The 25331-nt window shown below is 47.0% G+C and carries 17 protein-coding genes and 4 pseudogenes; 7 read left to right on the top strand and 14 right to left on the bottom strand.

Annotated elements, in window-relative coordinates; translation table 11 throughout:
* Positions 1-12: 12 nt before the first annotated feature.
* From KW548_21555 to KW548_21495, 13 genes and pseudogenes are all read right to left on the bottom strand, one after another.
* A complete protein-coding gene (locus KW548_21555) occupies positions 13-1206 on the bottom strand; it encodes a Tad domain-containing protein (protein ID QXX08239.1) in 1194 nt (397 codons plus the stop codon).
* Positions 1199-1765 carry a hypothetical protein gene (locus KW548_21550; protein QXX08238.1) on the bottom strand — a complete coding sequence of 189 codons (567 nt, stop codon included), beginning with the start codon at positions 1763-1765 and terminating at the stop codon, positions 1199-1201. The genes KW548_21555 and KW548_21550 overlap by 8 nt, the downstream gene beginning before the upstream one ends.
* On the bottom strand, positions 1758-2192 hold the full coding sequence (locus KW548_21545; protein ID QXX08237.1) for a pilus assembly protein: 435 nt from the start codon (positions 2190-2192) through the stop codon (positions 1758-1760). The genes KW548_21550 and KW548_21545 overlap by 8 nt, the downstream gene beginning before the upstream one ends.
* Positions 2183-2920, bottom strand: a complete 738-nt coding sequence (locus KW548_21540; GenBank protein QXX08236.1) for a tetratricopeptide repeat protein — start codon at positions 2918-2920, stop codon at positions 2183-2185. The genes KW548_21545 and KW548_21540 overlap by 10 nt, the downstream gene beginning before the upstream one ends.
* Positions 2917-3771, bottom strand: coding sequence for a type II secretion system F family protein (locus KW548_21535; protein QXX08235.1), 855 nt, complete (start codon positions 3769-3771; stop codon positions 2917-2919). Before KW548_21535 ends, KW548_21540 begins: the two co-directional genes overlap by 4 nt.
* Positions 3768-4673, bottom strand: a complete 906-nt coding sequence (locus tag KW548_21530) for a type II secretion system F family protein (GenBank protein QXX08234.1) — start codon at positions 4671-4673, stop codon at positions 3768-3770. Before KW548_21530 ends, KW548_21535 begins: the two co-directional genes overlap by 4 nt.
* A complete protein-coding gene (locus KW548_21525) occupies positions 4670-6007 on the bottom strand; it encodes a CpaF family protein (GenBank protein ID QXX08233.1) in 1338 nt (445 codons plus the stop codon). The genes KW548_21530 and KW548_21525 overlap by 4 nt, the downstream gene beginning before the upstream one ends.
* The gene (locus tag KW548_21520; protein QXX08232.1) at positions 6007-7173 is read right to left on the bottom strand and encodes a P-loop NTPase; all 1167 of its coding nucleotides are present in this window, start codon (positions 7171-7173) and stop codon (positions 6007-6009) included. The genes KW548_21525 and KW548_21520 overlap by 1 nt, the downstream gene beginning before the upstream one ends.
* A gap of 7 nt (positions 7174-7180) precedes the next feature.
* Positions 7181-7798: pseudogene (locus KW548_21515) on the bottom strand (CpaD family pilus assembly protein).
* A 7-nt stretch (positions 7799-7805) separates the two neighbouring features.
* Entirely contained in the window at positions 7806-9215 is a 1410-nt protein-coding gene (locus tag KW548_21510) for a type II and III secretion system protein family protein (protein ID QXX08231.1), read from the bottom strand.
* Positions 9216-9233: 18 nt separating this feature from the next.
* Positions 9234-10073 carry a Flp pilus assembly protein CpaB gene (cpaB, locus tag KW548_21505; GenBank protein QXX08230.1) on the bottom strand — a complete coding sequence of 280 codons (840 nt, stop codon included), beginning with the start codon at positions 10071-10073 and terminating at the stop codon, positions 9234-9236.
* Positions 10074-10097: 24 nt separating this feature from the next.
* Positions 10098-10280 carry a Flp family type IVb pilin gene (locus KW548_21500; GenBank protein QXX08229.1) on the bottom strand — a complete coding sequence of 61 codons (183 nt, stop codon included), beginning with the start codon at positions 10278-10280 and terminating at the stop codon, positions 10098-10100.
* 57 nt (positions 10281-10337) lie between these two features.
* Positions 10338-15220, bottom strand: a pseudogene (locus tag KW548_21495) (DUF1566 domain-containing protein).
* A 306-nt stretch (positions 15221-15526) separates the two neighbouring features.
* Here KW548_21495 and KW548_21490 point away from each other — a divergent pair.
* Both KW548_21490 and KW548_21485 read left to right on the top strand, forming a co-directional pair.
* Complete coding sequence (locus KW548_21490) at positions 15527-17440, top strand: hypothetical protein (protein QXX09498.1); 1914 nt, start codon at positions 15527-15529, stop codon at positions 17438-17440.
* Positions 17441-17704: 264 nt separating this feature from the next.
* Positions 17705-18020: pseudogene (locus tag KW548_21485) on the top strand (NIPSNAP family protein).
* 66 nt (positions 18021-18086) lie between these two features.
* On the opposite strand, the pseudogene KW548_21480 reads toward KW548_21485, so the two are convergent.
* Positions 18087-18727 (bottom strand): annotated as a pseudogene (locus KW548_21480) (MarC family protein).
* 156 nt (positions 18728-18883) lie between these two features.
* On the opposite strand from KW548_21480, the gene nfsA reads away from it, so the two are divergent.
* The 5 genes from nfsA to KW548_21455 all read left to right on the top strand — a co-directional run bounded on the left by nfsA (position 18884) and on the right by KW548_21455 (position 25166).
* On the top strand, positions 18884-19606 hold the full coding sequence (gene nfsA, locus KW548_21475; GenBank protein QXX09497.1) for an oxygen-insensitive NADPH nitroreductase: 723 nt from the start codon (positions 18884-18886) through the stop codon (positions 19604-19606).
* Positions 19607-20035: 429 nt separating this feature from the next.
* Positions 20036-21787 carry an SgrR family transcriptional regulator gene (locus KW548_21470; GenBank protein QXX08228.1) on the top strand — a complete coding sequence of 584 codons (1752 nt, stop codon included), beginning with the start codon at positions 20036-20038 and terminating at the stop codon, positions 21785-21787.
* Between the two features lie 193 nt (positions 21788-21980).
* Positions 21981-22979 (top strand): ABC transporter substrate-binding protein, encoded by a 999-nt coding sequence (locus KW548_21465; GenBank protein QXX08227.1) that lies wholly within the window; start codon positions 21981-21983, stop codon positions 22977-22979.
* 71 nt (positions 22980-23050) lie between these two features.
* Positions 23051-23950 (top strand): proline/glycine betaine ABC transporter permease, encoded by a 900-nt coding sequence (locus KW548_21460; protein ID QXX09496.1) that lies wholly within the window; start codon positions 23051-23053, stop codon positions 23948-23950.
* Positions 23943-25166 (top strand): glycine betaine/L-proline ABC transporter ATP-binding protein, encoded by a 1224-nt coding sequence (locus tag KW548_21455; protein QXX08226.1) that lies wholly within the window; start codon positions 23943-23945, stop codon positions 25164-25166. The genes KW548_21460 and KW548_21455 overlap by 8 nt, the downstream gene beginning before the upstream one ends.
* Positions 25167-25331 lie beyond the last annotated feature (165 nt).

The raw sequence follows: 25331 nt of genomic DNA, 5'->3' as shown, positions 1-25331 counted from the left end.
AATTTTGTGGTTTTATTTCTGTCCGAAGTTAAGCGTGGTGTCATACTGAACTTCCAATATCTTTGAAAAGTACTCATCGAGTTTCTCGGTGTTGGTTGCAGAGAAAACCTGCCCCTTGATACCTTCTGTGTTTGCGGCGTTGATGCAGCTATGAAACTGAGCTAAGCGGCTTTCTTGTACATTGAAACCAATAAAATTGAGCTCAATAGCAAATTCATTGGCTAAACGGTCACAAAGGCCAGCTTCAATCAGGTCATCCAGTACATAGCCACTGTCGGCTCCGTCTGTCATCAGAATCAGCTTTTGCTTGGGTGTGAGCGAATAAGGGTTGTATCCCCACTCTTGGCGCCATCTTGGAATCAGCTGACGAGCCCCCCAAATGATGCCTTGATACGAGTGTGTCCCACCTGTCGTAGTTAGGGCGTTGATGGCTGTTTTCACTTCGCTCATATCATCGGTAAGCGGGACAAGAGTGGCTGAATCACTGCAATCCGCAAGAAACTTACCCGGCTTACGATGACTCACCGCTTTCTCGGAATGAATTCTATCTAGGTTTTGAACCGTTTCATTCACCAACACTGAGCCACCCGCTTGTTTGGTTAGCCCATCGATACAGAAGACGGCTTTCTCTTCCAGCCAAGCAGTGCTGCGAGCGGAGACACCATCAGAAAAGGGAACAATAGAAATACTGATTGCTCGCCTTCCATCGATTTGTACATTGTCTCGCTCAATACGCTCAATTGCTCGGATAAGAATACGCTTCAACGACTCGATTGAGCCCGTCATGGAACTGGAAATATCCAACACTAGGGTCATTTCGGTGGGAGTCACACTGGATGACTGATTAACATTCGCCTGCGCAACGGAATTTGACTGCGCAGAATACGAAGCCTGAGCAAACTTCAATGATGAAAAAAGCCCCGTCAACGAATACCCCATATTGATCTCACAACCAGAAGTACTGAATATTTCGCTTTTCACCAGTTTTACGTTGGGCTGGTAATAGTCTAAATACGCCTGATTAACGCTCGGATCTGAGTAATCAGAAAAGGCGCACGCCAAAGAAGCCGCATCCACGGCTTGCATTGCACGACTGCTTAGCTGGACCTGAAAACCAATCATGATGGTCGCGGCAGACAACACCACCAAAGGAATCAGCAGGGCGAGAAAGGCTAAGGAGACGGAACCTGTTTGTGGCTTAAGCACTGTAGCGCCTCCCAATAATGACAGCTTGACTGCGCATTGACTTTGGAAGCGGTAACGGCAGCCAGTGGAAAATGGCACTATCCGACTCCAGCGGCTCAGAGACACACAGTGTGACTTGATACAGGTTCGCCGTTTTGCCATGTAACGAGGCGACCGAGCTTCGGCTGATTGGGGCGAATAAAGACAGAGAATCTATCGTTTGTTCCACTTCGCAATCACTGCCTACTTTTTGGGTGATGAGCTCTGTTCGCCCAGCCGTCACGGTTCGAATTTCAAGCACAAGCCCGATACGTTCTGCTTCAAAGCCTGAGGGTAAAGCGCGTTGTGCGACACTCAACAACTGATTCGCACTCGCATCGTCATAAGACTTAGCGCTACCTTGCGGCACTAAGGCTCTTGCAGCAGCGCTCGCCATCGAATATGTGGTGTTGTCAATACGACTCTGGAGGTAGAGCAGTTTGTACACCGCAAACAACCCCAAAACGATGGTCAATATACCAAGCACAACAAACGGAAATTCAATCACGGCTGCGCCATTCTGCTTTGAAACACTACGCATCGTGACTCACCAATACGGTTCGACTTAAAGACGCCACCGAAGGAAACGTTTCAGACAGGGCTGGCACCAATAAAAAGCTAAATCGGTAACGAATTTGATACTCAGTCATCACTGCACTTAAAGGCGTCACCTTTATCCCCAAAGCTAGAGACTGGACGCTATCGCTATAACGCGGAGGGTCAATGTCAATCTTCTCCAGATCGAGCAATGGAAACGACGCGATGCGATCGCGGATTTGATTGTCTAGCATCGTCGAAGGTGGCAGCGTTCTGATCTCCCTCACCGCAGCATTGACGGCAGATTCAAAGATCATGGTGACCCACATCAAACGAACGAATTCAAATGTCGCCAACAGCACAATCATCAGTGGAACAATGACCATGGCAAACTCTATCGTCTGGCTCCCAGAATGACGTTTCATCGCCATGTGCCAGCTCCCTGCTCAGCAAGGTGCTGGTAATACGCTAAGTTGTTCTCTAACTCCGCTTTGGTCAGATCGCCCATTGCGATCATTCGCGCCGCATCGACCTCACCTTGCAATGCATAGGATAACGCCAAATTAAGCCGCAACTTAGTGGTCGCTTCTCCACGTTGGTAAATAGGGTAAAGAATCCGAATACTTTGCTCTGGTTGACCATCGAGCATCCAGCTTAGTGCGAGGTTGTTTCGGTACTCTAGACTGTCCGGCCTGATGTTAATCGCCTGCTGAAATGCCTCGCGAGCTTCTCGATAGTTTTTTTGCAATGAGTAGCTCACACCGAGACTGTTCAGCGCCACTTCGTCTTTATCATTTTCTTCCACTGCTCTGCGCAGTGAATCTGTCGCTAAACGAACATTTCCTAAGGCTAAATGCGCACGCCCCAATTCACGTTCAAACTCAGGGGAAGGATTCAGTGAGTTACCCTTAGTGAGGTAATGCAAAGCCTCATCGTAACGCGCGGCTTGATTGCTGGCGCTGCCCGCCAGAAATAAAAGCTGAGGATCGTCTGGATTATTCTCCAGCTTCTTCTTGTAAATACTGAGCGCATTATCAGCATGACCGTTTGTCAGGGCGGTTTGCGCCAATTGAAAGTCAGATTTCTCAACCTGATTATCGGTAGACTGACAACCAAGAACCGAAAGACAGAAGCAGGCAATAATGAAGGGTTTGATCATAATGTGTCCAGAGTATTAAACAGGCTAAGAACAACAGGGGCAACAATCATGACAACGACTGGCAGCATGATGAATACCACAAGTGGGAAAGACATTTTGGCCGGGATTTTTCCTACCCACTCTTCAAGATCAAGCAACTGGTATTGACGGCTATCGGACGCAATCAGACTCAATGCCTGCGAGAGAGGCGTTCCAAACTGAAGCGCCTGAGACATGGTCACAACCATGTTGTTGATATCTGGCAATTCCAATCTCTGATCCAGATTGATCAAAGCTTGCTGCGGAGAATCCAATACTGACATTTCCGTCGCAGTCAGTGTCCATTCTCGGGCAAGGGCAGGAGAAACTGACGTCATTTCTTCACCGACAACACGAAAAGTGTTTTCCAGTGTCAACCCAGAAGCTACACAAACCACCATAAGATCGAGGGCATCGGGAGCCAATTTGGAAATTTCCTGACGAATTTGGTTAACACGCCATTCAAGCAGTCGATCAACCGCAATACCACAAGCGATAGCCACTGCTATGTCCTGAGCAATATCCGCAGCTGACCAACCTAAAGCGCGAGCAAAATGCCATACACCTGCGCCACAAAGCATCAAGGTAAAACGAATCAATACAAACTGGGTCTCTGCATGACTTTGACCTAAGCCAATGAGTGCCAATTGCTTTTGACGGGCAGGGTTAGACTTCCATCGCCACTTTTCACCAAGTGAGCGAGTGTGCAGTGTCGAAACACTGACCTGCTTCAAACGGCGATGAATAATGTCTTGCTGACGTGCAAGCTGAAAACAAATAACGGAGCTAATGACGCCCACCACAATCAGCAAGGTCGCTATCATAACTATCATGAGAACTTCCTATTTTTGGTCAGCGAATGGAGCGTAAAGCCGCCAAATGCAATACTGGCTGCGCAGTAAATCAGAATCGATTGGCCACTTTCGGTATACACCAATAACTCAAACAGTGAAACATCGATCCATGCCACTACAGCCACCAGCATCAAGGGTAGTAAGGAAAGAAACTTTGCCGTCATTCTTGGCTCCGCAGTCATGCTTTTTACCTTCTTGAGCATGGCCTTATTGTCATGCATGGTACGACTCAGATTGTGGAGGATCTCCCTCAGCTGACCACCGTTACTTTGATTCAATACAAGAGCGACGGAAAAGTAACGAAAAGTACGGTAAGGAAGGCGAGTACAGGCTTCATCAAGGGTTTGACGCAGTGAAATCCCTAGCGCCAAGTTGTCTGTGATAAGCGCAAATTCCCGCCCCAATAACCCGGTTTGCGAATTCGATACTTGTTCGATAGCTTGAGGAACAGAAAGTCCGGCAGACACCGCACGACTGACAAGTCCCAACACCTTGACGATATTGGTATCAAACTCTTCAATTTGCTTTTTGCGACGTACAACAAAAAGCGAACAAAATAAGAGACCAAAGCACACCAAAGCTACAGCGGTTTGCCAATACCATGCCAGTGCTTGCAACCAAAATATCGAGCCAAACGGTAAAGCGAATGCTGAAAAAGCAAGTAGGACCTTGTCCTGGCTTGGCAACAAAGCATCTGTACGAGACCAGAACTCGCGGACTGTCCCACCAGACCGACGCGATTTAACAATCGAGCCTAAATGGCTAGCGCCCGTGTGCGGGACATATTTCGACAAACGTCGCTTCACATTGCGACGCTGGCCAACGTAATGAAGAGAAACCGCTATAGTCAGGCACCATATCGCGACCAAAGCAAGGATCATAGGTCGAGCTCCATAGCCGACCGTAATTGGCTATCAAGTTGATAGTATTGCGCCTTGGATGCAAAAGCAGGCAAACTTTTGGCGCTCATAAATTGCCCCAGTAGCTGGCCCTGATGATCTTCGCCCTGAACCTCAAAGCGGTAGAGATCATGGGTGACATACTGCTCACCTTCCAAGCCAATAACCTCTGTAATGGCAACAACCCGACGCTTGCCATCACGCATTCTCTCAACCTGCACCACTACATCAATCGTATCAGCAACCTGTCGACGTAAGGCAAACAATGGCAAGGTAGATTGCGCCATCATCAACATGTTTTCAATTCGAACCAAGGCATCTAAAGACGAGTTAGCATGTAAGGTCGACAAAGAACCTTCATGGCCAGTGTTCATGGCCTGCATCATTTCAAAGGCTTCATCACCACGTACTTCGCCGAGTATGATCCGATCTGGGCGCATCCTTAACGCGTTCTTAACCAGCTCTCGCTGACTGACAGCCGTCAGCCCTTCTGCGTTTGCGGGTCTGGTTTCAGCTCGAACGACATGCGGCTGTTGGAGTTGAAGTTCCGCAGCGTCCTCAATGGTGATGATTCGCTCATGAGGTGAAATACTGAATGACATCGCATTGAGCAGCGTCGTTTTACCTGCGCCAGTACCACCCGCAATCAAAACGTTCAACCGACAACGAACAATGATATCCAGTAAGCGCACCATGCTGTCTGACATGGCACCGCTTTGCGCCATCTGATTCAAAGACAGCTTGTCCTGATTGAATTTGCGAATTGAAATACACGTGCCGTCCAATGCAAGTGGCGGAATCATGACATTGACCCTGCTGCCGTCTTCTAATCGCGCATCAACCAGTGGTGAACTTTCATCGATTCGACGGCCAACTTTGCTTACGATTCGACGAGCTAAATTAAGCAGTTGCTCTTCACTACGAAACTCGACCGGCGTCTTTTGCAATTTACCCAATTTCTCGATGTAAACCTCATTGGGCCCATTGACCATGATGTCGCTCACCATAGGGTCGTCGATCAATGGTTGAAGAGGCCCCAAACCCAGTAGCTCATCCACCAGCTGCTTAACCACTAGCGCGACTTCACGATTGCCCAGCGGCAGCTGATGAGTCGCGACCACATCGGTCACCAGCAGTAAAATTCTCGCTTCCAATTCCTGAGGACTGAGCTTGATGACAACACTGGCTTCAATCGCATTCACCACCTGAGAGTGGATCAGGTGATAATGTTCACGAATAGGATCCGATGATGGCGCTCCGGCACTGCGTGAGTGAGTGACCGTTAATGGCTCTTTAGTTCTTGTCGACTTGAACATCAGGCCCCTCGCTTCCAGAATCTAAGTGAGCGTGATGGCTGGGTGCCTTCAACTTTATCTGCTAAGTCAGAAAACGCCTGGCTGACCTTACGATTTCCTTTGATGGCAGACTGCCCCAAGGAGCTTTTCGCTAAGAAGTGATTCGGTGCAAAAGGGACTGCAACATCAATATCAATGCCCAGCGCTCGATGCACATCATTCAAGGCAATTAAGGACGCTTTGTTCGATTTAGTGTGGTTAACCACTAACAGGTTTTCCTTAGCGTGGCCTGTTGGATCGCCAGTAGAAAGCAAGCTAAAGATTTGCCCAGCGTTTCGTATAGACGGCAAAGTGGGTTCTACCACAATCACTCGAACATCTGCACTTTTGAGCACGCTCATGCCCACCTGATCTCTCAATGAGAAGGAAGGAATGTCGAAGATGAGGTTATCGGCGTGATCCAGACAGTATTTACTGAAATGTTCTAACGCGTTTTTGTCTGGCCAAAACGGGTCCGTATCCAAAGACAAATAGCCAGTAAACAAGGTTAAATCTGGCTGAACCGTAATACCACTTCGCTCAAAGACCACGGGTTCAAGGCGTTCTGGATATTGCAACATTTCAACCAGAGCAGTATTACCTTGGACATCGAAATGTAAGTCCAGATCACCTGAGGCAAAATCCAGGTCTGCTACCGCTGTCGACTGGCCCCGACTGTTCATCATGCGAGCCAGATTGGCAACGATGGTCGAAGTACCAACGCCACCTTTTGTCCCCACCACAGAGATGCGTTTGCCCCTTTGATTGCCATTGTGTTCTTGACCAAAATCGAGAGAAGCCAATGCATTCGGTGCAATCGGGTTCACCAAATATTCAAGGGCTCCCACCGATAGCAAACTGCGATAGTAGGCAATCTTTTCATCATCACCAATAGCGATGACCTTGCAACCTGTACGATGAACTAGGTTACTCACTAAACTCTGAGCTTCTTCGATTGGCAAACCAATCACATCCAGCGCAATCACACTGTGATTATTGATCAATGCCTGCTTAATGATTTGCTCACGATCTAAAGAAACCTGAGTAAGCTGGGTGATCCCTTGTTCTGCGAATGCAAGGCTTAAATGATAGCTGTCCAGTGCCGGAGAGCTTGCCACCAATACCGAAAGGTTCTGATTTTTCATCATTAATTACCCCCGTATTAATCGAAATCACAGAACTGTTATCTTGACTACTTTCATTGCTGCTTGCTGGAGTGACATAGGCATCAATCGCTGCAACGGCTTTTGCACCATTGGTTGGACCGAGCTTTTCACCCACAACCAAATCTTTCGGATTAGCGACCATTTGCGCTAAAGCCGCAGCATTGCTGCACCCGTATGCCGGATGCGTCTTATATTGGTTGAAGATAACTGGCTGTGCTTTATCAGTGCCGCACCCAGGCACTTTGGCACGGAACGACTCCACAATGATCTGCACATCACCAGATTGCGCGCCGGTCGCGCGTTCCGTGATGATCTGGTGCTTAGCAAGTCCCTGTCCGAGCAACAGGTCTGAAATAGACTTAACCTGAGACCGCCCTTTAGGCGAATAGCTCACCAATTTCACTCTGAGACTATAAGGATTTCCACGCTGAACGATGAAGGATCGGATATCCTGTTGCTGCTGCGGAGTGAGCGACGGCTTTTCGACCGCAAGGGTAAGCTTATTGGTTACCGAAACCACATCAATGGCAGGTTGACGCGCTATTTGATCCGAAGCACAGCCACTCAGGACGAGCAAAACAGGCAAAAGTAACGATTGTAATTTCATGCGCACCTCAGTAATAAAATCCGTTGTCGCCCAACAAACGAGGCTTGCGGTTGTCGGTGTAAGTTGCTTTGCCACTGGTTCCGACGAAATCTTCATCAGGCAAGGCCAGCAGCCTTTCAAGATCACTTTGTGGAATCAGCACATCGGTAGGGATCGGCAGGTTGTCGCTGCGTGTTGGCTCGACCAGATAAGCGGTGGCGATAATGATCAGTTCAGTTTCACGACGCTGATATTCATTGGAACGAAACAGCCCACCTAGGATGGGAATATCTCCCATGCCCGGCAGTTTTTGCAGTTGCTCAATTTCGCTGCTTTGCAGTAAACCGCCAAGAGCAAAGCTCTGTCCGCTAGCCAGTTCAATTGTTGTTGATGCTCTGCGTGACGTAAATGAAGGCAACACATTACCGTTAAGAACCGTTTGATTATCAACAGAGACACTGCTGACTTCAGGTTCAACTTTTAAGCTGATTCTATCTGGGCCAAGCACCACAGGCTTAAAGTTCAAGTTGACACCAAATGGTTTGTACTCAACTGTTGCAGTATCACCTTGAATCAAAGGAATCGGGACTTCGCCACCGACTAGGAAGTTGGCTTCTTCACCAGACATCGCGGTCAGGTTTGGCTCCGCCAGAATCGACATATCACCAGTAGAGGCGAGCGCATCAACCAGCGCACTTAAGTTGGGTTTACCCCAACTGCTTACATCCCAAGGTTTATTGTAAAGAAAGCTGCCAACGGTGTTTTCTACCGTGTTGCCATTGGTGACCAGCGAGCCCCACTTAATGCCGAGTTTATTCGACACATTGCGCGAGACTTCTGCAATACGAATCCGGATGTTGACTTGCGTTGGCATCGTCACCACCAACTGGTTAATCAACTCATCACCATTGCCGTTTTGTTGATTCTCAGAATTGCTCTTTGATGAGTTGCTGCTGTTTGCAGAGTCATTGTTATTGCTCTCTTGCGGAGCAACGACTGGTGACAAATACCCTTTCGCCACATTAACGATACTATGCGCCATTGACGGAGTCGGCACCGACCCTTTAAGCCACAGCTTGCCACCCAATGACTCAGAATTCACCGAAGCATCTGGGAACTGAGCTTTGATGAGTTCATCCAGTTCTTGCGTGTCGTGTACCACACGGACTTTGTTGCTGTAGATCACTCGCTCCTGTTCATTGAGAACCGTGATCGTGGCAGTCCCCGCCTGCATACCAAACACCATGATTTTGGTATTAGTCATAGGTTGATAGTCGGCAATGTGTGTATTAGAAATGAAAATAGACTTTGCCTTTTCTGACAGACGGATCATTTTCGCTTCATTGATGTTCACTTCGAGGGCATTTGCCGATGCTGGAAGCGCAAAAAGCCAACCGGGAAGCAACAACAAGCTCCACCAGCGCAGTATTGTGTTCATTATTTCGTCCTGAAGTTGTTAGTTTTTGTCGCTGTTTGGTCGTAACTGAATCAGGTCTACGTCCGGCGCAACGGTTTTACTTTGCGGATTGAGCTGAGTCGTTGTAATGGTGTGGCTTGGCGGGATTGAAACATCAGTTTCACCCGAACCACGTAATGAAAGGGTCAAGCGACCTAACTGGTTGGCAAGCACAATTTGTGTGGCTTGCTCGGGTGTCACTTCCAGTGACACAGAGCTGTTATCCGGTATTTTCGCCCCGTAGTCATGTCGCTGTTCCTGAAAACCTTCCGATGATGAAAGATTATTGAAAGCAAGAATACGGACATTGGTTGCGATTGTGCTGACGTAGAGGCCTTCAACCACATTGTCGTACTTTTTCAACTCACTGACTTTAGAGCCCAACAATAGAATATCGACTTTGTCGCCCGGTTGAACAAAGCCAGAATTGGCAGTTACCTGATCAACCGGCACCGATACCGCTCTGTACCCAGATCTCACTTTCAAAGCTAATGAAGCCCCACCCTGTGGTGGTATCAAATCAGCCGCCGCAATAACTTGCCCCTGTTTGATTGCAATATGTGCAATACCACTGGCCAAGTTAATCGAGGTGATTTCATCTTCCGTCACGTAATCGATGTATTCAGAAAGCTGCTCTTCGCTTAGAGATTGCCAACGAAACATATTGGGTGTGTAGATATCACCGATACTGATATTCTGACCAGAAACCAGCACTCGTTGAAACACTTGCTCAGGTTTCTCTTTCGCCTGATGCTCTGAGTTGTCTTGCCCAAGCAGCAACAATCCTATGCCTACACTGGACAATAAGATAGACAACAACATCAATCGCTTAGCCGTCATGATTACTCCTTCAGCCTTATCGGGTTAATTACCAGAATCCTGCGTTTGTTCCAGTGATTCGATCACTGTTTCATAGGCACCGACAATGGCTTTGGTCAACTTGCCATCACTACCCCCAACAAATGAGAGCAAAACGACAGACATTGCAGCAGCCAGAATGGCATACTCAATAGCAGCAGCGCCGCCTTGTTTGTTTTTACTTAACATGAATAAACTCCTGAAAAAGCGAAGGTTCAGCCCCACTATAAGGGCTGAAAGTTATTATTATTTTGAGATAAATCGGTATAGGTAATCGTTTGAGTGCTCGATAGAGCTCCTTTGTTTCCGCTCATACTCACCTGATTTCAAATCTAGATAGTCGTAGTATTTTGATGTTGTCTGATTACTCAAGTAGCTGGATTTACTCACTCCGTAGGGGTCCTTTACTACACTATGTGTGAATACAGCCTCATCCAATGGCATCAAACTTGATAGCTCGTCAATAGATGGCAACCGCCAGTTGCTTAAGCCACAAACTTTTTCAGAGTTTTGAAGGTTTAACCTTTCGCTGTACAGAGCGTAATTAACCAAGCGAGCATCCCCATCGTTAGTATCAAACAATTGCCAAACTTCTCCTGAAGCTTCATTTTTTACACACGTAGCCAGCTCTTTGTTTAATGTGGTATTCCCTTCATTGGTGAGGAAAATCCAACGTGCCTGAATCGTATCTTCTCGAACCAAGCGAGCTAAAGTGACATTTTTGTTCGAGTGATAATTGTGCGAAAAAGCCTCGACCTCTTCTTCATATTTCTCTGATGCATAAGAGTATGCATTCTGCTTTCCTGTGCTTGATTCGGCATCAGACCAGTAATAAAACTTAACGCCATCAGGAAGTGGGGATTTAGGATGATGTGGGAATACCGCTGAGTCTAGGGTTAACCCTTTTTCTTCCGCTACCGTTGCCATTATCTTGAGTTGAAGTAGGTTCGGTACTTTCCAATCACTAAAACCACACAGTGACTCACTGTTTCGTAGCTCTAGATACCCGCCTGAACCGTTTAAACTTTTCGTTTCAGTCCCTGTTAAGTTGTACGCGACGTGATCATTCCCCCTATTTTTCCGTCCTGCAATAGGGTCCATACTCTGTTTTTGCTACCTGAACTGACATCGAGGACACAACGCCAACCTTGCGCATATGTGCTTGTCGCTGGCATATACCTACCGAGAAGGTCTAACTTTGCGTAACGGCTATTAATCATGGCTCGTGTTTGATTAACTGAGTAACCTGAAGCATGAGCCTGATTTAAACCGTTTTTAGCAACACTAATTACTGACTGGTTGTCGTGCTCATTCAACGACGCATTAGATTCTACAACTAGAAGGGATGCAGCTGAGATGAGGCCACGGTATTTTTCATCCACGCTTTTTTCAAATTCGAGCAAAGCTTCCACTAGCTGACTAAATGCAGAATTTTTAGCTTGGTAAACGTAGTTTGCACTTAGCAGTCCCTGAGAGGCTATATACAGCTCCTCGCCAGTAGATGCCGCATCCAAAGTTGCTCGATTTTGAGTCAAAGACAAGCTCATTTCTTTCAAACCTGCAAGGTCGTGAACTAATTGATAGGAGCGCAAAGCGTATTCAATCGCAACCAAATTGTGTTTGTACGTTGATAGCTTACTTTCAAACGTTCCTACTTTTCCGACAAACGATAAACTATCAGCGTCTGTGCGCAGCTTCGCCATACTGGCATCAAATCTAATGCCTGCTAAGAACGTATCAAATTGAGCTATCTTGCTTTGCCAAGTATTAAGGTCACTTTCTAACTGTGCTTTACGAGTGTTTACTTCAGACTGCAATGCTACATAATTCGGGGATTGGCCTTGAATCTGATTCAACCAAGTTGGGAGTAAACCTTCACTTAGCTGGATTGCCGCGGTTTGACTATTTTCTAGATTAATCAAGCTAGACAATTCAGGTTCAACTTTTGCTAGTAAATTTTGGCCAGACTCAAGTAGCCATTTCATATGCAGCCTTGACTTGCTCCACTTGCTAACGGAAGTTTCCTCCCCTTTGGAGTAAGCCACCACTTTCCCAGCCTTAGCAGTTACCGTTGAGTAAGTATTCTGCGCAATAACAAACTCACCAACTCCCTTAGGTAAGCTCTCTGGTTGACGTGCCGTCAATAGCTTAACCTCATCAGCGCTCGGTAGTTGCCACTGGCTAATTCCGCACACTGTTGAATCTTGTACTTTCTTGATTAGATCCGCATATCCTTGCTCATTGGCCTCAACGCTAGCGCTCTGTTCTTTACTCCAAAAAATTGGCTCTCCTGTGCCCTGCACATTGTATTCAGCCAAACAAGCCGCTTCTGAAAACTTCCAACCAGCGTCATTAAAAGACGCAACCTGCTCGAGATTCACCATGGGAACATATTGAATCGCAACAAACTTACCTTCTAAACTAGATGCCCAAAGAACCTTACTTGCCGGGTGTTCCAAGCCAGGGAATGCACTCTTTTTAACACGCACGCCAACCTTATCCTTGGCATAAGCCTGCGTACCAATAAACTGAGGAACGGATGTGACAGGTTTCCAGCTAGCACCTTGGTCAACGGTAAACTCATAGTACTCAGGCTGATCAAACGTAACGGTCTTATTGGCAATAGTCGTAGAGAGAAAGTCCCAAGCGATTAAGTTAGGGTGTTTGGTGTTGGCTTGGTCACTTCCTACAATGATGTTTCCACCAGTCAGTACTGGCAGTTTTGGCAGCTCTGTAAATGCGATGCCATTGCTGGCGTGCGCGCCTGCTAGCATACCGTTTTCATCATTAGCACGAACACGTACCTGAACCTGACCGATACTTTTGGCGACATCGCCAACCACTACTGGCTTTTCTAACACTGGTGTCCAATCCGTTCCCTGATTGATTGACCATTCATAGTCGGACAATGAGCTAAAACCAGTGACAAAGGCCCAGTCTAGGGTATCAGCGTCGTCATCCACCACCACACTAGTTGGCGCTACTGGCGCTGCCGGTTGCTTAGTCAGAGCCTTGGTGTTTGACAAAGCTGGACTAGCAAGACGTCCTGTGACGGGATCGTATTTAACACGAACCTCGACACTACTTACACCATACGCTTTGTCTTCCAGTTGCAGCGGTTTGTTCTGAACTGTGCTCCAGCCGGCACCATCGACACGATATTCATAATCATTAGCGGAATCAAAACCCGCGACCCAATCCCAATTGAAGGTATTTAACGCATCATTAACCAGCCCATTCGTCGGCGCACTTGGCGTATTCGGAGTGACAGTAAAAACCTTGTCTGAACACAGGCTTTCACCTCCAGCATCATCGGCTGATGCTTTGATACGGACACAAACCTGTGCCACTTTAAATGCTTCATCTGGAATAGACTGAGGTTTTGATGTCACAGGACGATAGCTGATGCCGCTATCAAGGGAATACTCGTATTGATCCGCGTTCGGATAGCCGTCAACACTCGTCCAGTTGAATAGGTTGTCAGCATCGTTGATGACAGGAAGCGTCGGGGCAACCGGTTTATTCAACACTTTGTTAAATGCGCTCGTCACCAGCAAACTTTCACCAGAAGCACGGCCATTGATCGGGTTTGCTTTGACTCTCACATGAATGGTATTGGCTGGAATGTCCACATTGCCAATTTGGTAAGGGTTGGCTAACACTTCTTGCCAACCACTGCCGAGATTGATTTGATAATCAGTCACACGGTCGAAGCCAGACACATTTTCCCAAGCAAGGATATCGGAATCATCATTGGCAGAGATTAGCACTGGCGCGACGGGTTTATCAGGAGTGACCGTCATCGCAGTGTCTGATTTCACCACATGGCCCGCTGGACGGCCTGAATTCGGCTCTGATTTGACTCTGAGTTTCAAGTCGCCGACTGGAATAGCAATATCAGCGATATTTTGTGGCTTGCTCGTTACATTGTGCCAGTTTTTGCCACCATCCAGTGTGTACTCGTAGTGAGCGATGTTCTGAAAATTTGCCGAGTGTTGCCAGTCAAACTTATTGTCTGCATCATCAAGTGTCAAAGAGGTCGGCGCGGCAGGAACAAGCGTCTCAGTGAACGCTTTGGTCGATAGCAGTGCCATACCGGATGCCAAAGAACGCTCTGGTTTTGCCATGAGACGGACCTGAACATCGCCAGCACTTCTTGCCGCAGCACCAACATTAATCGGCTTTGACATTGCTGGTTGCCAGCTTTGGCCTCTATCTAATGAGAATTCGTAAGCGTTAACCTCTGTAAAACCCGGAATGAATTGCCAGTCGAATGTGTCAGCCGCGTCATTGACGACCCCGCCGCGTGGCGCTCTCATTTTGGTCAGAATGTTGCCGCCATCTAGGTCTTCAGGTTTGATTTTAATATGCTCATGGTAATCGGAACCGATCTGGGCTAATGCTTCTTCCGTGTTGCTTGCACCATGAGAGAGCTGGTCGGTACGCCACTTTAATTGCGCAACATCTAAATTCGCCAATCGTTCAATCGAGCCTTTTCTCGCCAATTCTTGGCTAACACCGCCTTCAACCGAGCTTGCCTGCGCAGATTGCAAAACACGAGTAATACCGCGAGCGAGCATATGTATCTCACGACTTTCCTGAGAACCTTGTGCTACGTAATCAGACTTGATCACATCAGAGGAAACGTTGAGCTCGCTAGCAATAGTCTCTGCGGCGAGATCAAAGGTGATTCCAGAGCGATTTGCTAAGCTGGCAACCATAGACGTCATTGGGCTGATAATGCCCGGCTTTGACGATGGGATTTCTAGCGTAAAGCCCTGAGTGAGCGTTTGATTTGGCGAATCCATGTCAATCGTTACATTAGCAATGGCTTCCACCAACAGGTTGTAATTTTCAGCATTGCCTTCAAAAGGCAGTGTGTACTGACCCGACTGGTCCGTCAGTACCGTTGTACCATCGCTACTGTCACACACTGCGTTGTTGTTTTTGTCCAAGCAAACATTCGCTTTGTACAGATAACCATCGAGTACCACACCAGACAATACTGAGCCAGAGTGGCCTGTTGCAGGCGCCTCATCTGAAGTCAGTTTGGGGTCAGATTCATTGCCTCCACCACAACCGAAAAGTGCAACAGACATCGCCCCGACACTGAGCTTTTTGGTCAGCATTTTCACCGCTGGATACTCCTTTAATTTTTAGGTCCAATCAAAATTCCGGCGGCGATACTAATTTAAATGATATTTATTATCAATATCATTTGATCTTTTATTTTACATGGTGATTAAATAATAGGGATAAATGCTAGGTTATATATTAATTAACAAAATTATTGGTTTAACATGCTTGAGAATACAAAAATATGTTGCACAGCCCTTGCTGTGTCTAGTGCTATAGCTCTATCCGCATGCGGTGGTGGCGGAGAATCTGGAAGTTCATCATCGGCAGCAACAGCCAGCACATACAGCTACCAAAATATGACACCCTGTGCCGACACCGATCTTGATGGCATCTGTAGCAATTATGAGAAACAAGTCGCCGTGACAAGCGGCTATGCGAGGATGATCGACGCCAATGGGGCAATACTCACCTCGCCAGCGGAATTAAGTATCATTTCTCCCTTCACAACTCTGCTCCACAGTGAAATGTTGTACAACCCATCAACGAGTGGAAGTGTCGAAAAATCAAAAACTTATTTACAGTCAGTACTCGGAAAGTATGTGGGTGTCGATTTTACTTCAGTGGATATCAGTCATGGGCCTCAGCAAGCCACAAACCTTCTAATGGCATCGCTTAAACAAGCCCAAATTCAGGGTTCGGCGAGTTCGCCAATGGTGAACATTGCCAAAGCCCTTGATGTAATGATTGAACATAAAACGCTTGACCTTTCCTCAATCAACTTGGCCACCCAAGCATCACGCCATATCAGTTTTGATGGTTCACTGTTGATTCATGGGTCACAAAGCGATGCTGGCTTGGGCGCTATGAAATCTATCGCTTTAAACCCAGCCAACAGCAGAATAATCTACGTTGATGCAAGGGATAACGTCCGAGAGCTCAATACGGTCACCAAACAATCGGTGGCGATTGGAACTGCAGGTTCCTCATCTCGTTCTCTTAGCATTACTTCCTATGATGACGACCATGAAGACGAGGACCATGAACACGAAGATCATGATCACTATGGTGGAAATGTAAACAGATTGCCTGGATTTCAGCAGGATACCTCAAACACACTCAAGGAAGTGGTACCTGCGCTCAACAGTGTTCAATCTTACAAATTATACGAACCCAATGGCATTCGAAATCAGAGTTTTGTCTGCAATACGACAGGGGGCAACGGCATATTCTTGACCAGCTTGCAGGATAAAACCGGCAACCCGAACACCAACGTCGCTGTCAGAACAACACGGGCAATGAAAATCGATACTTACGGAGGTGCCTCAGGCAGTGATCTACCCATTGCTCCGCCATCCGCTCCGCCAACGATTCCGCTGTCAGCTTCTTATTGTTACAACGATAATTTCGAGTGGGTCCACCCCCTTTACCAACAAGACTCCATGATCGCTAAGTTAGACGATGGACTGAATGCCGACGGGGATCAGTTGCGCCGCTTGAATGCCACGACACTGAGTATGGAGCCCATCGTATACACGTTACAATCTGAAGATAAAACGATTGTTTTTTCCAAGGATGACGATGAAATTCTTGTTATCTCTGATGACCGTCAGTCTGCACCTAAGTTGGTTGAAACCAAGACACTAAACGAACGACTCGCACTGAATGTTACCGACGTTTTAAATGCCAGCTTCACAACTGGTGGGCAAATAGCGATGGCATTGGCATCGGAAAACAAAGTCATATGGACAGACAAAGCGCCCAACACCCAGCAATTGGGTTACGTTAACCTCGACGGTCAGGTTAAGCTCATGGACTCCTCTCCCAACGGCGCATACACCGTTGTCATTACCCCTACCAGCGTTTACTTGCTCGACAATAACCGGCGAGACATCGCTAAACAAATTAGCTTTGACGCTAGCCAGACGACGAACCTATTTGTTCAAAATGACAAAGCGATAGCCATTAACAAAAGTGGTGTAGATTACTTCCAGTTCGCCAATATTTCAGGGCCTAAGCTCAAGGTTGCGGCTCAATTGGTAACTAAGGAGCTCCTTAAGAGCTGGGAAAACACCTCGACCTCTCACTGGACCGAAACCAACTTAGGCCACATACTTGAGCAAACTGGTACTCCGAAAAACACAGCGCAGTCATTTCATGATATCACGCTAAATTGGATCCCTTCGACGGCAACCCAAGCGAGTCAGATCACTGGGGTCTTTATCACTGGGACAAACCGCGGTGATAGAGTGCAACTATACAAAACACTGTAATTCAGGGGAGGTCGAGCCTCCCTTTACTTTGCAACCAAGCCTCAACCCTGACAGAGATCGGCTAGCGAGTAAGATCTGAGTAGCATGGTTCCATTTTACGTGGACAATACCCTTGAATGACCCGTCGTCATCACTTACCGAACACGTCCTAAAAAGCAGGTCCGTGATAACAAAACCTAGTTCCACCTGACGCAAGGTATTGCGTTTGTGGTTTAATCGGATTACAACAAGCAGTATCACTTAATCTATCCTGTGGATGGCACTTTGAAACTCATTGAACTTCGTGAATACAAGATCAAACCTGGTATGACTCAACAATGGCTAGACTGGATGCACGAGGAAATTCTTCCTTATCAGATCTCGAAAGGCATTAAAGTACTCAGTACCTATATTCACAAAGGCGAAGGCGGTGAAGATTACTTTATCTGGTTACGAGAATTTGCCGATGAAGCATCGCGCAAAAAAAATCTACGCTGAAACGTACAACGAGTGGTGGATCAACGAAATTCGGCCACGCGTCTTTGAACATATCGACCAAGACTCAGTCACAGTACGCGTATTGACGCCCTCAGGTATCTGATCACAAATTGAACCCATTAAAAAGGCCATCCACTAGGATGGCCTACATTTATCCATTCAAAACTGCTTAAACAAAGACGGTTTTATAAGCTTCCGCCAACCCTTCTATCAACATCTGAGTACCAATAACCGCTAAAATCAAACCCATCATTTTCGTCACCACGTTGAGTGCACTAGGACCAACGGCTTTGACCAGTTTGCTGCCAAACAAGAACAGCACGTAAGTGATGATGCACAATAGCCCGAACGCAACGATCGTAATGATGGTCTGGTCAAAGCCACCTGTCGTTGCAAAATTCATTGCCGTAGCTATCGTGCCGGGCCCTGCCAGAATCGGCATCGCAAGAGGAGAAACCGCAACACTCAATGCCGCTTGCTGCTGCTCAGGAGAATAGGCTTTTTGCTTAGTTTTATGATGCGTGGAATTGCCTTGCAGCATATGAAAACCAATGAGAAACACCAAGACTCCCCAGTGATGCGCAGCGCGTATAAGGTGATACCAAACAAGTCAAAAATCAGTTTTCCTGAAATGGCGAACACAGAAACAATCACGAAAGCAAACAAAACCGAACGAAAAGCAATCGATTTAACCGTCTGTCGATCATCATCGCTGGTCAAGCTAAGAAAAATAGGAATGTTAGCAACCGGGTTCATGATGGCGAAAAAACCCATAAATACAGTAACAGCATGCACGACTAATTCTTTCATAAGTCCTTCTTATTCTATGAATTTTCGATTTCAGTATAGAAGCAGACCATCACTATGAAACAGAAACATGGCAACTCAGTGATCTGTGACTCGACATTTCCGCACATACTCGATATGTTGCACAAGTCATTTATACCAAGAACAAAGGACTCAGCCATGACACCGACGATAGACACTATCCTTTCTCACCGTTCTATCCGTAAATTTACCGATCAGGCTATCGACTCGTCTCAGCTCGACACCATTATTCAGTCTGGCCTTGCGGCTTCGTCTTCCAGCATGTTGCAAGTGGTGTCGATCATCCGCGTCACGGATAAAGAAAAGCGTAAGGCGTTAGCACATCTAGCTGGCGATCAGCCTTACGTAGAAAGCGCCGCAGAGTTCCTTGTGTTTTGCATCGACTATCAGAGACATTTTGAGATTAACCCACAGGTAAAACCAGAATTTACTGAGCTAACCCTGATCGGCGCAGTAGACTGCGGCATTATGGCGCAAAATTGCCTAGTGGCAGCGGAGTCGCTCGGATTAGGCGGTGTTTATATTGGCGGCTTAAGAAGCAGTGCTCAGGATGTTGACCAGTTATTGAATCTACCCGCCCACAGTGCGGTTTTGTTTGGCCTGTGTTTAGGTCATCCAGATCAAAACCCTGAAATCAAACCGCGTCTACCTGCACACGTGATTGTGCATGAAAACGAGTATCAGCCTCTTAATTCAGACGATATTCGCGCCTACGATGAGGCAATGCAGACCTACTACGCAGGTCGTAGCAGCAACCAAAAGCAGAGTACTTGGTCTGAGCAAGTCACAGGAAAACTCGCTGGCGAAAGCCGTCCACACATCAAGGGCTACCTAAACAGTAAGGGTTTAGCCAAGAAATAACACCTCACTGGCTAAACTAGGGCCTGAATGTGCGATAAAAAGAGCAGCACTGCCAATCATGTTCGTGGGGGTGTTAGGAGCATGTTTGCATGCCAGTGCTGCTGTCTTTAGCCACTTACCAGTGGCAAAGTTGTATCAAAGCCAGAATCGCTGAACGTTCCAACCAAGAATCCGTTTTTTCCAACCTCTTATGGTAGTACGAGACCAGATTTCTCTGCTTGCTGTAGTCCATCTTTCTTCTCTCAGCTTGTTTGTATTGACCCGTTTATTATTCCCTTTAAATAGGAACAGAAAAACCGAGATATTTATAATTTTCCTTTCCTATTTTTATCATTTATGCCGTTACAAAGAGAATAATTAGGCAAAAACTTGTAAAATAGGAAAACCAAACACTAAGTCGTGCTTATTTTCTTGCTGCCTGGAGCCCTTGTGTCAGATTTAAATTTATTACGTTACTACGCTCGCCTCGAACCATTGGGGGTTGGAGAGGAGATCAAAACTGCCCTGCCCAAAGTGGCTGAAATGCTATTCACCAGCCCTCGCCATGCGCGTAATTTACTCAATCAAATGCAACAACTAGAGTGGTTAGAATGGTCACCTAAAGTTGGACGAAACCAACGTTCTGGTTTGCTCCTCAACCACCCATTGGATGAGCTGAAATCTCAACTGGCTGCCAAACGTATTCTGGAAGGGAAATATGAGAAAGCGCTGAACATTCTCGATGATGATGAAACCGCATTTGGACGCTTGCTACAAAGCACATCGGGTGCGTCACTCAGAGAAGGATTGCTTCATATTCAGCTGACCTACAAGCGCCCTTTTGAACGCTTAGTGCCTCATCAATTGCAGCGTTCCAGTGAGCGATACCTACTGCGCCAGATTTATTGCTGCTTGGTCAGCAGTGACGCAGAGGGCAACTTAGAGCCTCAACTTGCGCATCATTGGCATTACGATGAAACTCACTATCAATGGACGTTTTACCTCAGGCCAGCACTCACATTTCACAACGGCGCAGCAATAGATGCAGACAGTATTGTTAGCCTGTTTGCCAAGCTGTCGACTCTCGCTAATTACCAGAGTGAACTCTCTCATTTGGTGAGTGTGAGTTCACCCTTAGCGAATAAAGTCGTATTCCAGCTTTCGGAGCCAGATCAAGGCTTTGGTGGCCTCATCTCAGGTGTAAAATACGCGATTCAGCCAACCAGCCAAGTCAATAATGCCCACAGTTATGCCGTCATTGGTTCTGGCCCTTTTCAGGTAAGTGAACATTCACAAACTCGCCTTTGTCTCGACGCATTCGAACGCTACTATGGCTGCCGTGCGTTAACCGATCAAGTCACGATCTGGAAGTTAGATGAAAGTGAATTAGCCAACAAACAGATTCAGACAAACCAGCCCGGCGCTCAGGAAAGCAGTGAATGTAACTACTACCTCTCTCATGCAGTAGACGTTACAGCACGTAGTGATACGCAGCAATCTCGTATTGAAGATGGCTGTATGTTTATACTGTTTAACCAGATTGCCTCCACCACTCTTAACGATGCTCAACGGCGCTACCTGTCTTCACACCTGAGCTCATCTCGTGTTTTTGAACAGCTCAAATCAAGTCAAGCACTGTTTGGCTGCGAATTCGCGCAAAACATGCTGCCAATGTGGCAGCCTATCATCCGTCCAGAAGCAGAGAGCGTGGCGCTCCCCCAGCACCTTAATATTGCTGTATACGACTATACGGTGCTGAGAAATTGCGCCTTTGCTGTCAAAGCGATATTGGCGAAATTGGGCGTAAAAGTTGAGGTTAATAGCTATTCTTATCGAGAACTCAATGAACTTGCTCAAAGCCAGCAGCTTAACGAATCGATGATCATCACCAACATCAATCTGGACGATAATCGACACGCCTCCGCATTTAACAGCCTGTACCACAATCCGGTTCTACAACGCTGTATCGGTGAAGATTCAAAACGCTGGCTCACTCAATCACTCAATACACTAAGATCGCAAACACCGCTACATCAATACTTGGATGCGCTGGAACCCATCGCCTCTGCTCTGATCAATCAGTACTGGCTAACGCCACTTTTTCATCACCGTCAGACATTGCGCTTCCACGGTGTACTTAAAGACGTTGAACTCACCAACTGGGGCTGGCCAGACATCAGAAACGTATGGTCGACTGACTAACGCGGAAATCATTCGTACTCTTATATTTAGAACACTAAAGGAGAGATTGAATCAATCTCTCCTTTTTAATTTAAAACTTGTAACACAACTCCTAAAACAGACCTCTCACTTCCTGTAAGTAATAAATTAATCATTTGAACTCTAAACAAATTTTAACTACTCTGTGCATGTATCCATCAGAAAGGAATTCGAAATGAAATACACAACTGCAGCGCTAGCATTAGTGGCTGCCAACGCCGCCTTTATTTCTCAGGCTTCAGCCAATGAATGTGGCAAAGTCACCATTGCCGACATGAACTGGAACTCAGCCAGTCTTATTGCCAATATTGACCGTTTTATTCTTGAACATGGCTATGACTGTGAAGCCGAGCTAATCCCCGGTGACACCATGCCAACTGGCACCTCGATGATCGAGAAAGGTCAACCGGATGTCGCGCCTGAGCTATGGAGTAACAGTCTTAAAGATGCGCTCGATAAAGGTGTAGAAGAGAAACGACTCCGCTATGCAGGCCGCTCCTTAGTGGATGGCGGTGAGGAAGGATTTTGGGTCCCGTCTTATCTGGTCAAAAAGTACCCTGAGATAAAGACCATTGATGGTGTTATCAAGCACGCCAATTTGTTTGAGCACCCTGAAGACCCAGACAAATCCGCATTCTACAGCTGTCCAGCTGGCTGGAACTGTCAGATCAGTGCAGGCAACTTGTTTAAAGCGCTCAAGCTAGACAACTCTGGCTTCGTGATCGTCGATCCGGGCTCAAGTGCGGGTCTGTCAGGCGCCATCGCAAAGGCCTACGAACGAGAAGAACCATGGTTTGGTTACTACTGGGCACCAACGGCGGTTCTAGGCAAATATGACATGGTCAAAGTCGACTTTGGCAGTGGTGTCGATGAAAAAGAGTTTATCGCCTGTACTACCAATGCTGACTGTGAAGCGCCTAAAGCGACCATGTACCCACCATCACCAGTCCACACCATTACCACTGAAGCCTTTGCTAGCCGAGCGCCAGATGCTTATCAATATTTCACCAAACGTGGTTTTACCAACGCGGATATGAACCAATTGCTCGCGTGGATGGAAGACAATCAAGCCGATGGTGAAGAAACCATGTATCACTTCTTAGAAGGTTATCCGCAAATCTGGACTAAGTGGGTCTCTAAAGACGTAGCAAACAAAGTAAAAAGCGCGCTTTAACAGATGTTAAACGCCGATGAAGTACTCCAAAGCCAGCGCTGTCTGGCTTTGGTTTTAGAAGGAATTAAATGATGTCTGCAGAAAACTGGTTTAACCGCTTTCCTGAAATGGAACGCTCTGATTTAAGAGCTATCCGCAAAAGCCTTGATGGCGCCTACCGCGAATTCTCCCGTGAATATGGAGAGTTCATTGAATCCCTGTTTGACCCACTCCTGTCTTTCTTGATCTGGTTTGAGAAGCTTCTTCTTTCAACACCTTGGGTCATCATACTTGCTATCTGTACAGGTCTCGTTTTTCTCGCCAGTCGCTCATGGAAACTCACTTTAGGCTGTTTTGTCTCTTTGATCCTGATCGGCTACTTCGGAATGTGGGAAGACACCATGCGGACTCTGAGCATCATCACCGTTTGCACCATGCTCTCCATCGCGTTGGGTATTCCGATTGGCATTGCAATGGCACGCTCGAATCGCATCCAGTCCGCTGTTACGCCCATGTTGGACATCATGCAAACCATGCCCGCCTTCGTTTACCTGATCCCTGTCGTGATGCTACTGGGTATAGGTAAAATTCCTGGGCTGATTGCGGTTGTTATTTACGCCATTCCCCCCGTTATCCGCTTGACTAACCTCGGCATTCGACTGGTTGATAAAGAAGTCCTTGAAGCTGCGACAGCCTTTGGCGCCAGCGCAAAACAGAGGTTATGGGGGGTTCAATTACCGCTTGCGATGCCGACCATCATGGCAGGGATCAACCAAACCATCATGATGTCACTATCGATGGTCGTGATTGCGTCCATGATTGGTGTCAAAGGCCTTGGTCAGCCTGTACTTAAGTCCATTACCAACCAATACTTTACTTTAGGGCTACTGAACGGCTTTGCCATTGTCGCATTGGCAATTTTGTTTGACCGGGCGTCACAGGCCTACGCAAAACGTACTCAAGCTCATCTAGGAGACATGAAACATGACTGAACCTCTAATTGAAATTAGTGGCTTGTATAAAGTCTTCGGGCGCAAACCTGAGTCTGTAATGGCACGTGTGAAAGCCGGTGAAAGCAAAGACCAAGTGCTGGCAGAGACAGGCCACACCGTCGGTCTTAAAGATATCAACCTGAAAATAAACAAAGGCGAGATCTTCGTGATTATGGGTCTTTCCGGCTCGGGCAAATCAACATTGATCCGTCACTTCAATCGCCTCATCGATCCGACTGAAGGGCAAATTCTGGTCGAAGGCACCGACGTGATGCAACTCAATCAGAAACAACTGGAAGAGTTTCGTCGCCATAAGATGTCGATGGTATTTCAGCGCTTTGGCTTATTACCACACCGCAGCGTGGTAGAAAACGTGGCCTACGGCCTTGAAGTTCAAAGTGTTGATAAAGCTCAAAGACAGAACAAAGCCCAACAATGGCTAGATACGGTTGGACTCAAAGGTTACGAGAATCAGTACCCCGCACAGCTGTCCGGCGGTCAGCAACAGCGTGTTGGCTTAGCAAGAGCCCTCTGCACTGATGCAGAAATCCTCTTAATGGACGAGGCGTTCTCTGCCCTCGATCCTTTGATCCGCAGTGAGATGCAAGATCAACTGATCGAGTTACAAGAAAAGCTGCATAAAACCATCGTATTTATTACCCATGACCTCGACGAAGCACTTCGTCTCGGCGATCGCATCGCGATTTTGAAAGATGGCCTGCTAGTCCAGCAAGGCACACCTGATGAAATCCTGCTGCACCCAGCCGATGAATACGTTGAAGCGTTTGTCAAAGACGTCAATCGAGCTCGCGCTCTAACCGTTGAAACCGTCATGCAGCCACCCGCCTACCGTATTTCAGCGACCAACATTCAAGAAGCCATCAAACAAATGAAAGGCATCAAGCAAGATTACGCCTATCATGTTACCGAAGAGGGTTATCAAGGCGTTGTGACCAAAGAAAGCTTACTCGATGCAGCAAAAGATACCTCCAGTGAGGAGTTCAACGAAGAAATTTACGAGGAAGTCCCTTCCATTTCTCCAGATGCCGCTATCGAAGAAGTACTGATGGACAGTATCTCTTGCGACTATTCACTGCCTGTCGTCGATGATGAAGGTAATCTGCAAGGTGAGTTAGAACGAAGTGCAGTCGCTGAGATTTTCTCCGATCAAGCAGAGGAAGATGCCTCAGCCTCAAACTTGGACAAAGTCTCCTAGTCGAGATAAGTGCCATGATGACTTTGTAAGCTAAGCCCTATACCTCTTGGTATGGGGTTTTGTTTCGGTCACCGTCCTCGCCACAACACCTTACCCCAGCAAACCATCAGCCCATTCCAGCACACGTCGCTCTATTATTGCAAACTTTGAACATAGTCACGCAGT

Origin of the sequence: Vibrio neptunius (assembly GCA_019339365.1) — a bacterium.
In the GTDB taxonomy this organism is placed as follows: Bacteria; Pseudomonadota; Gammaproteobacteria; order Enterobacterales; family Vibrionaceae; genus Vibrio; species Vibrio neptunius.
Note: the sequence above shows the minus strand (reverse complement) of the source record. Positions and strands in the feature narration are given on the sequence as shown.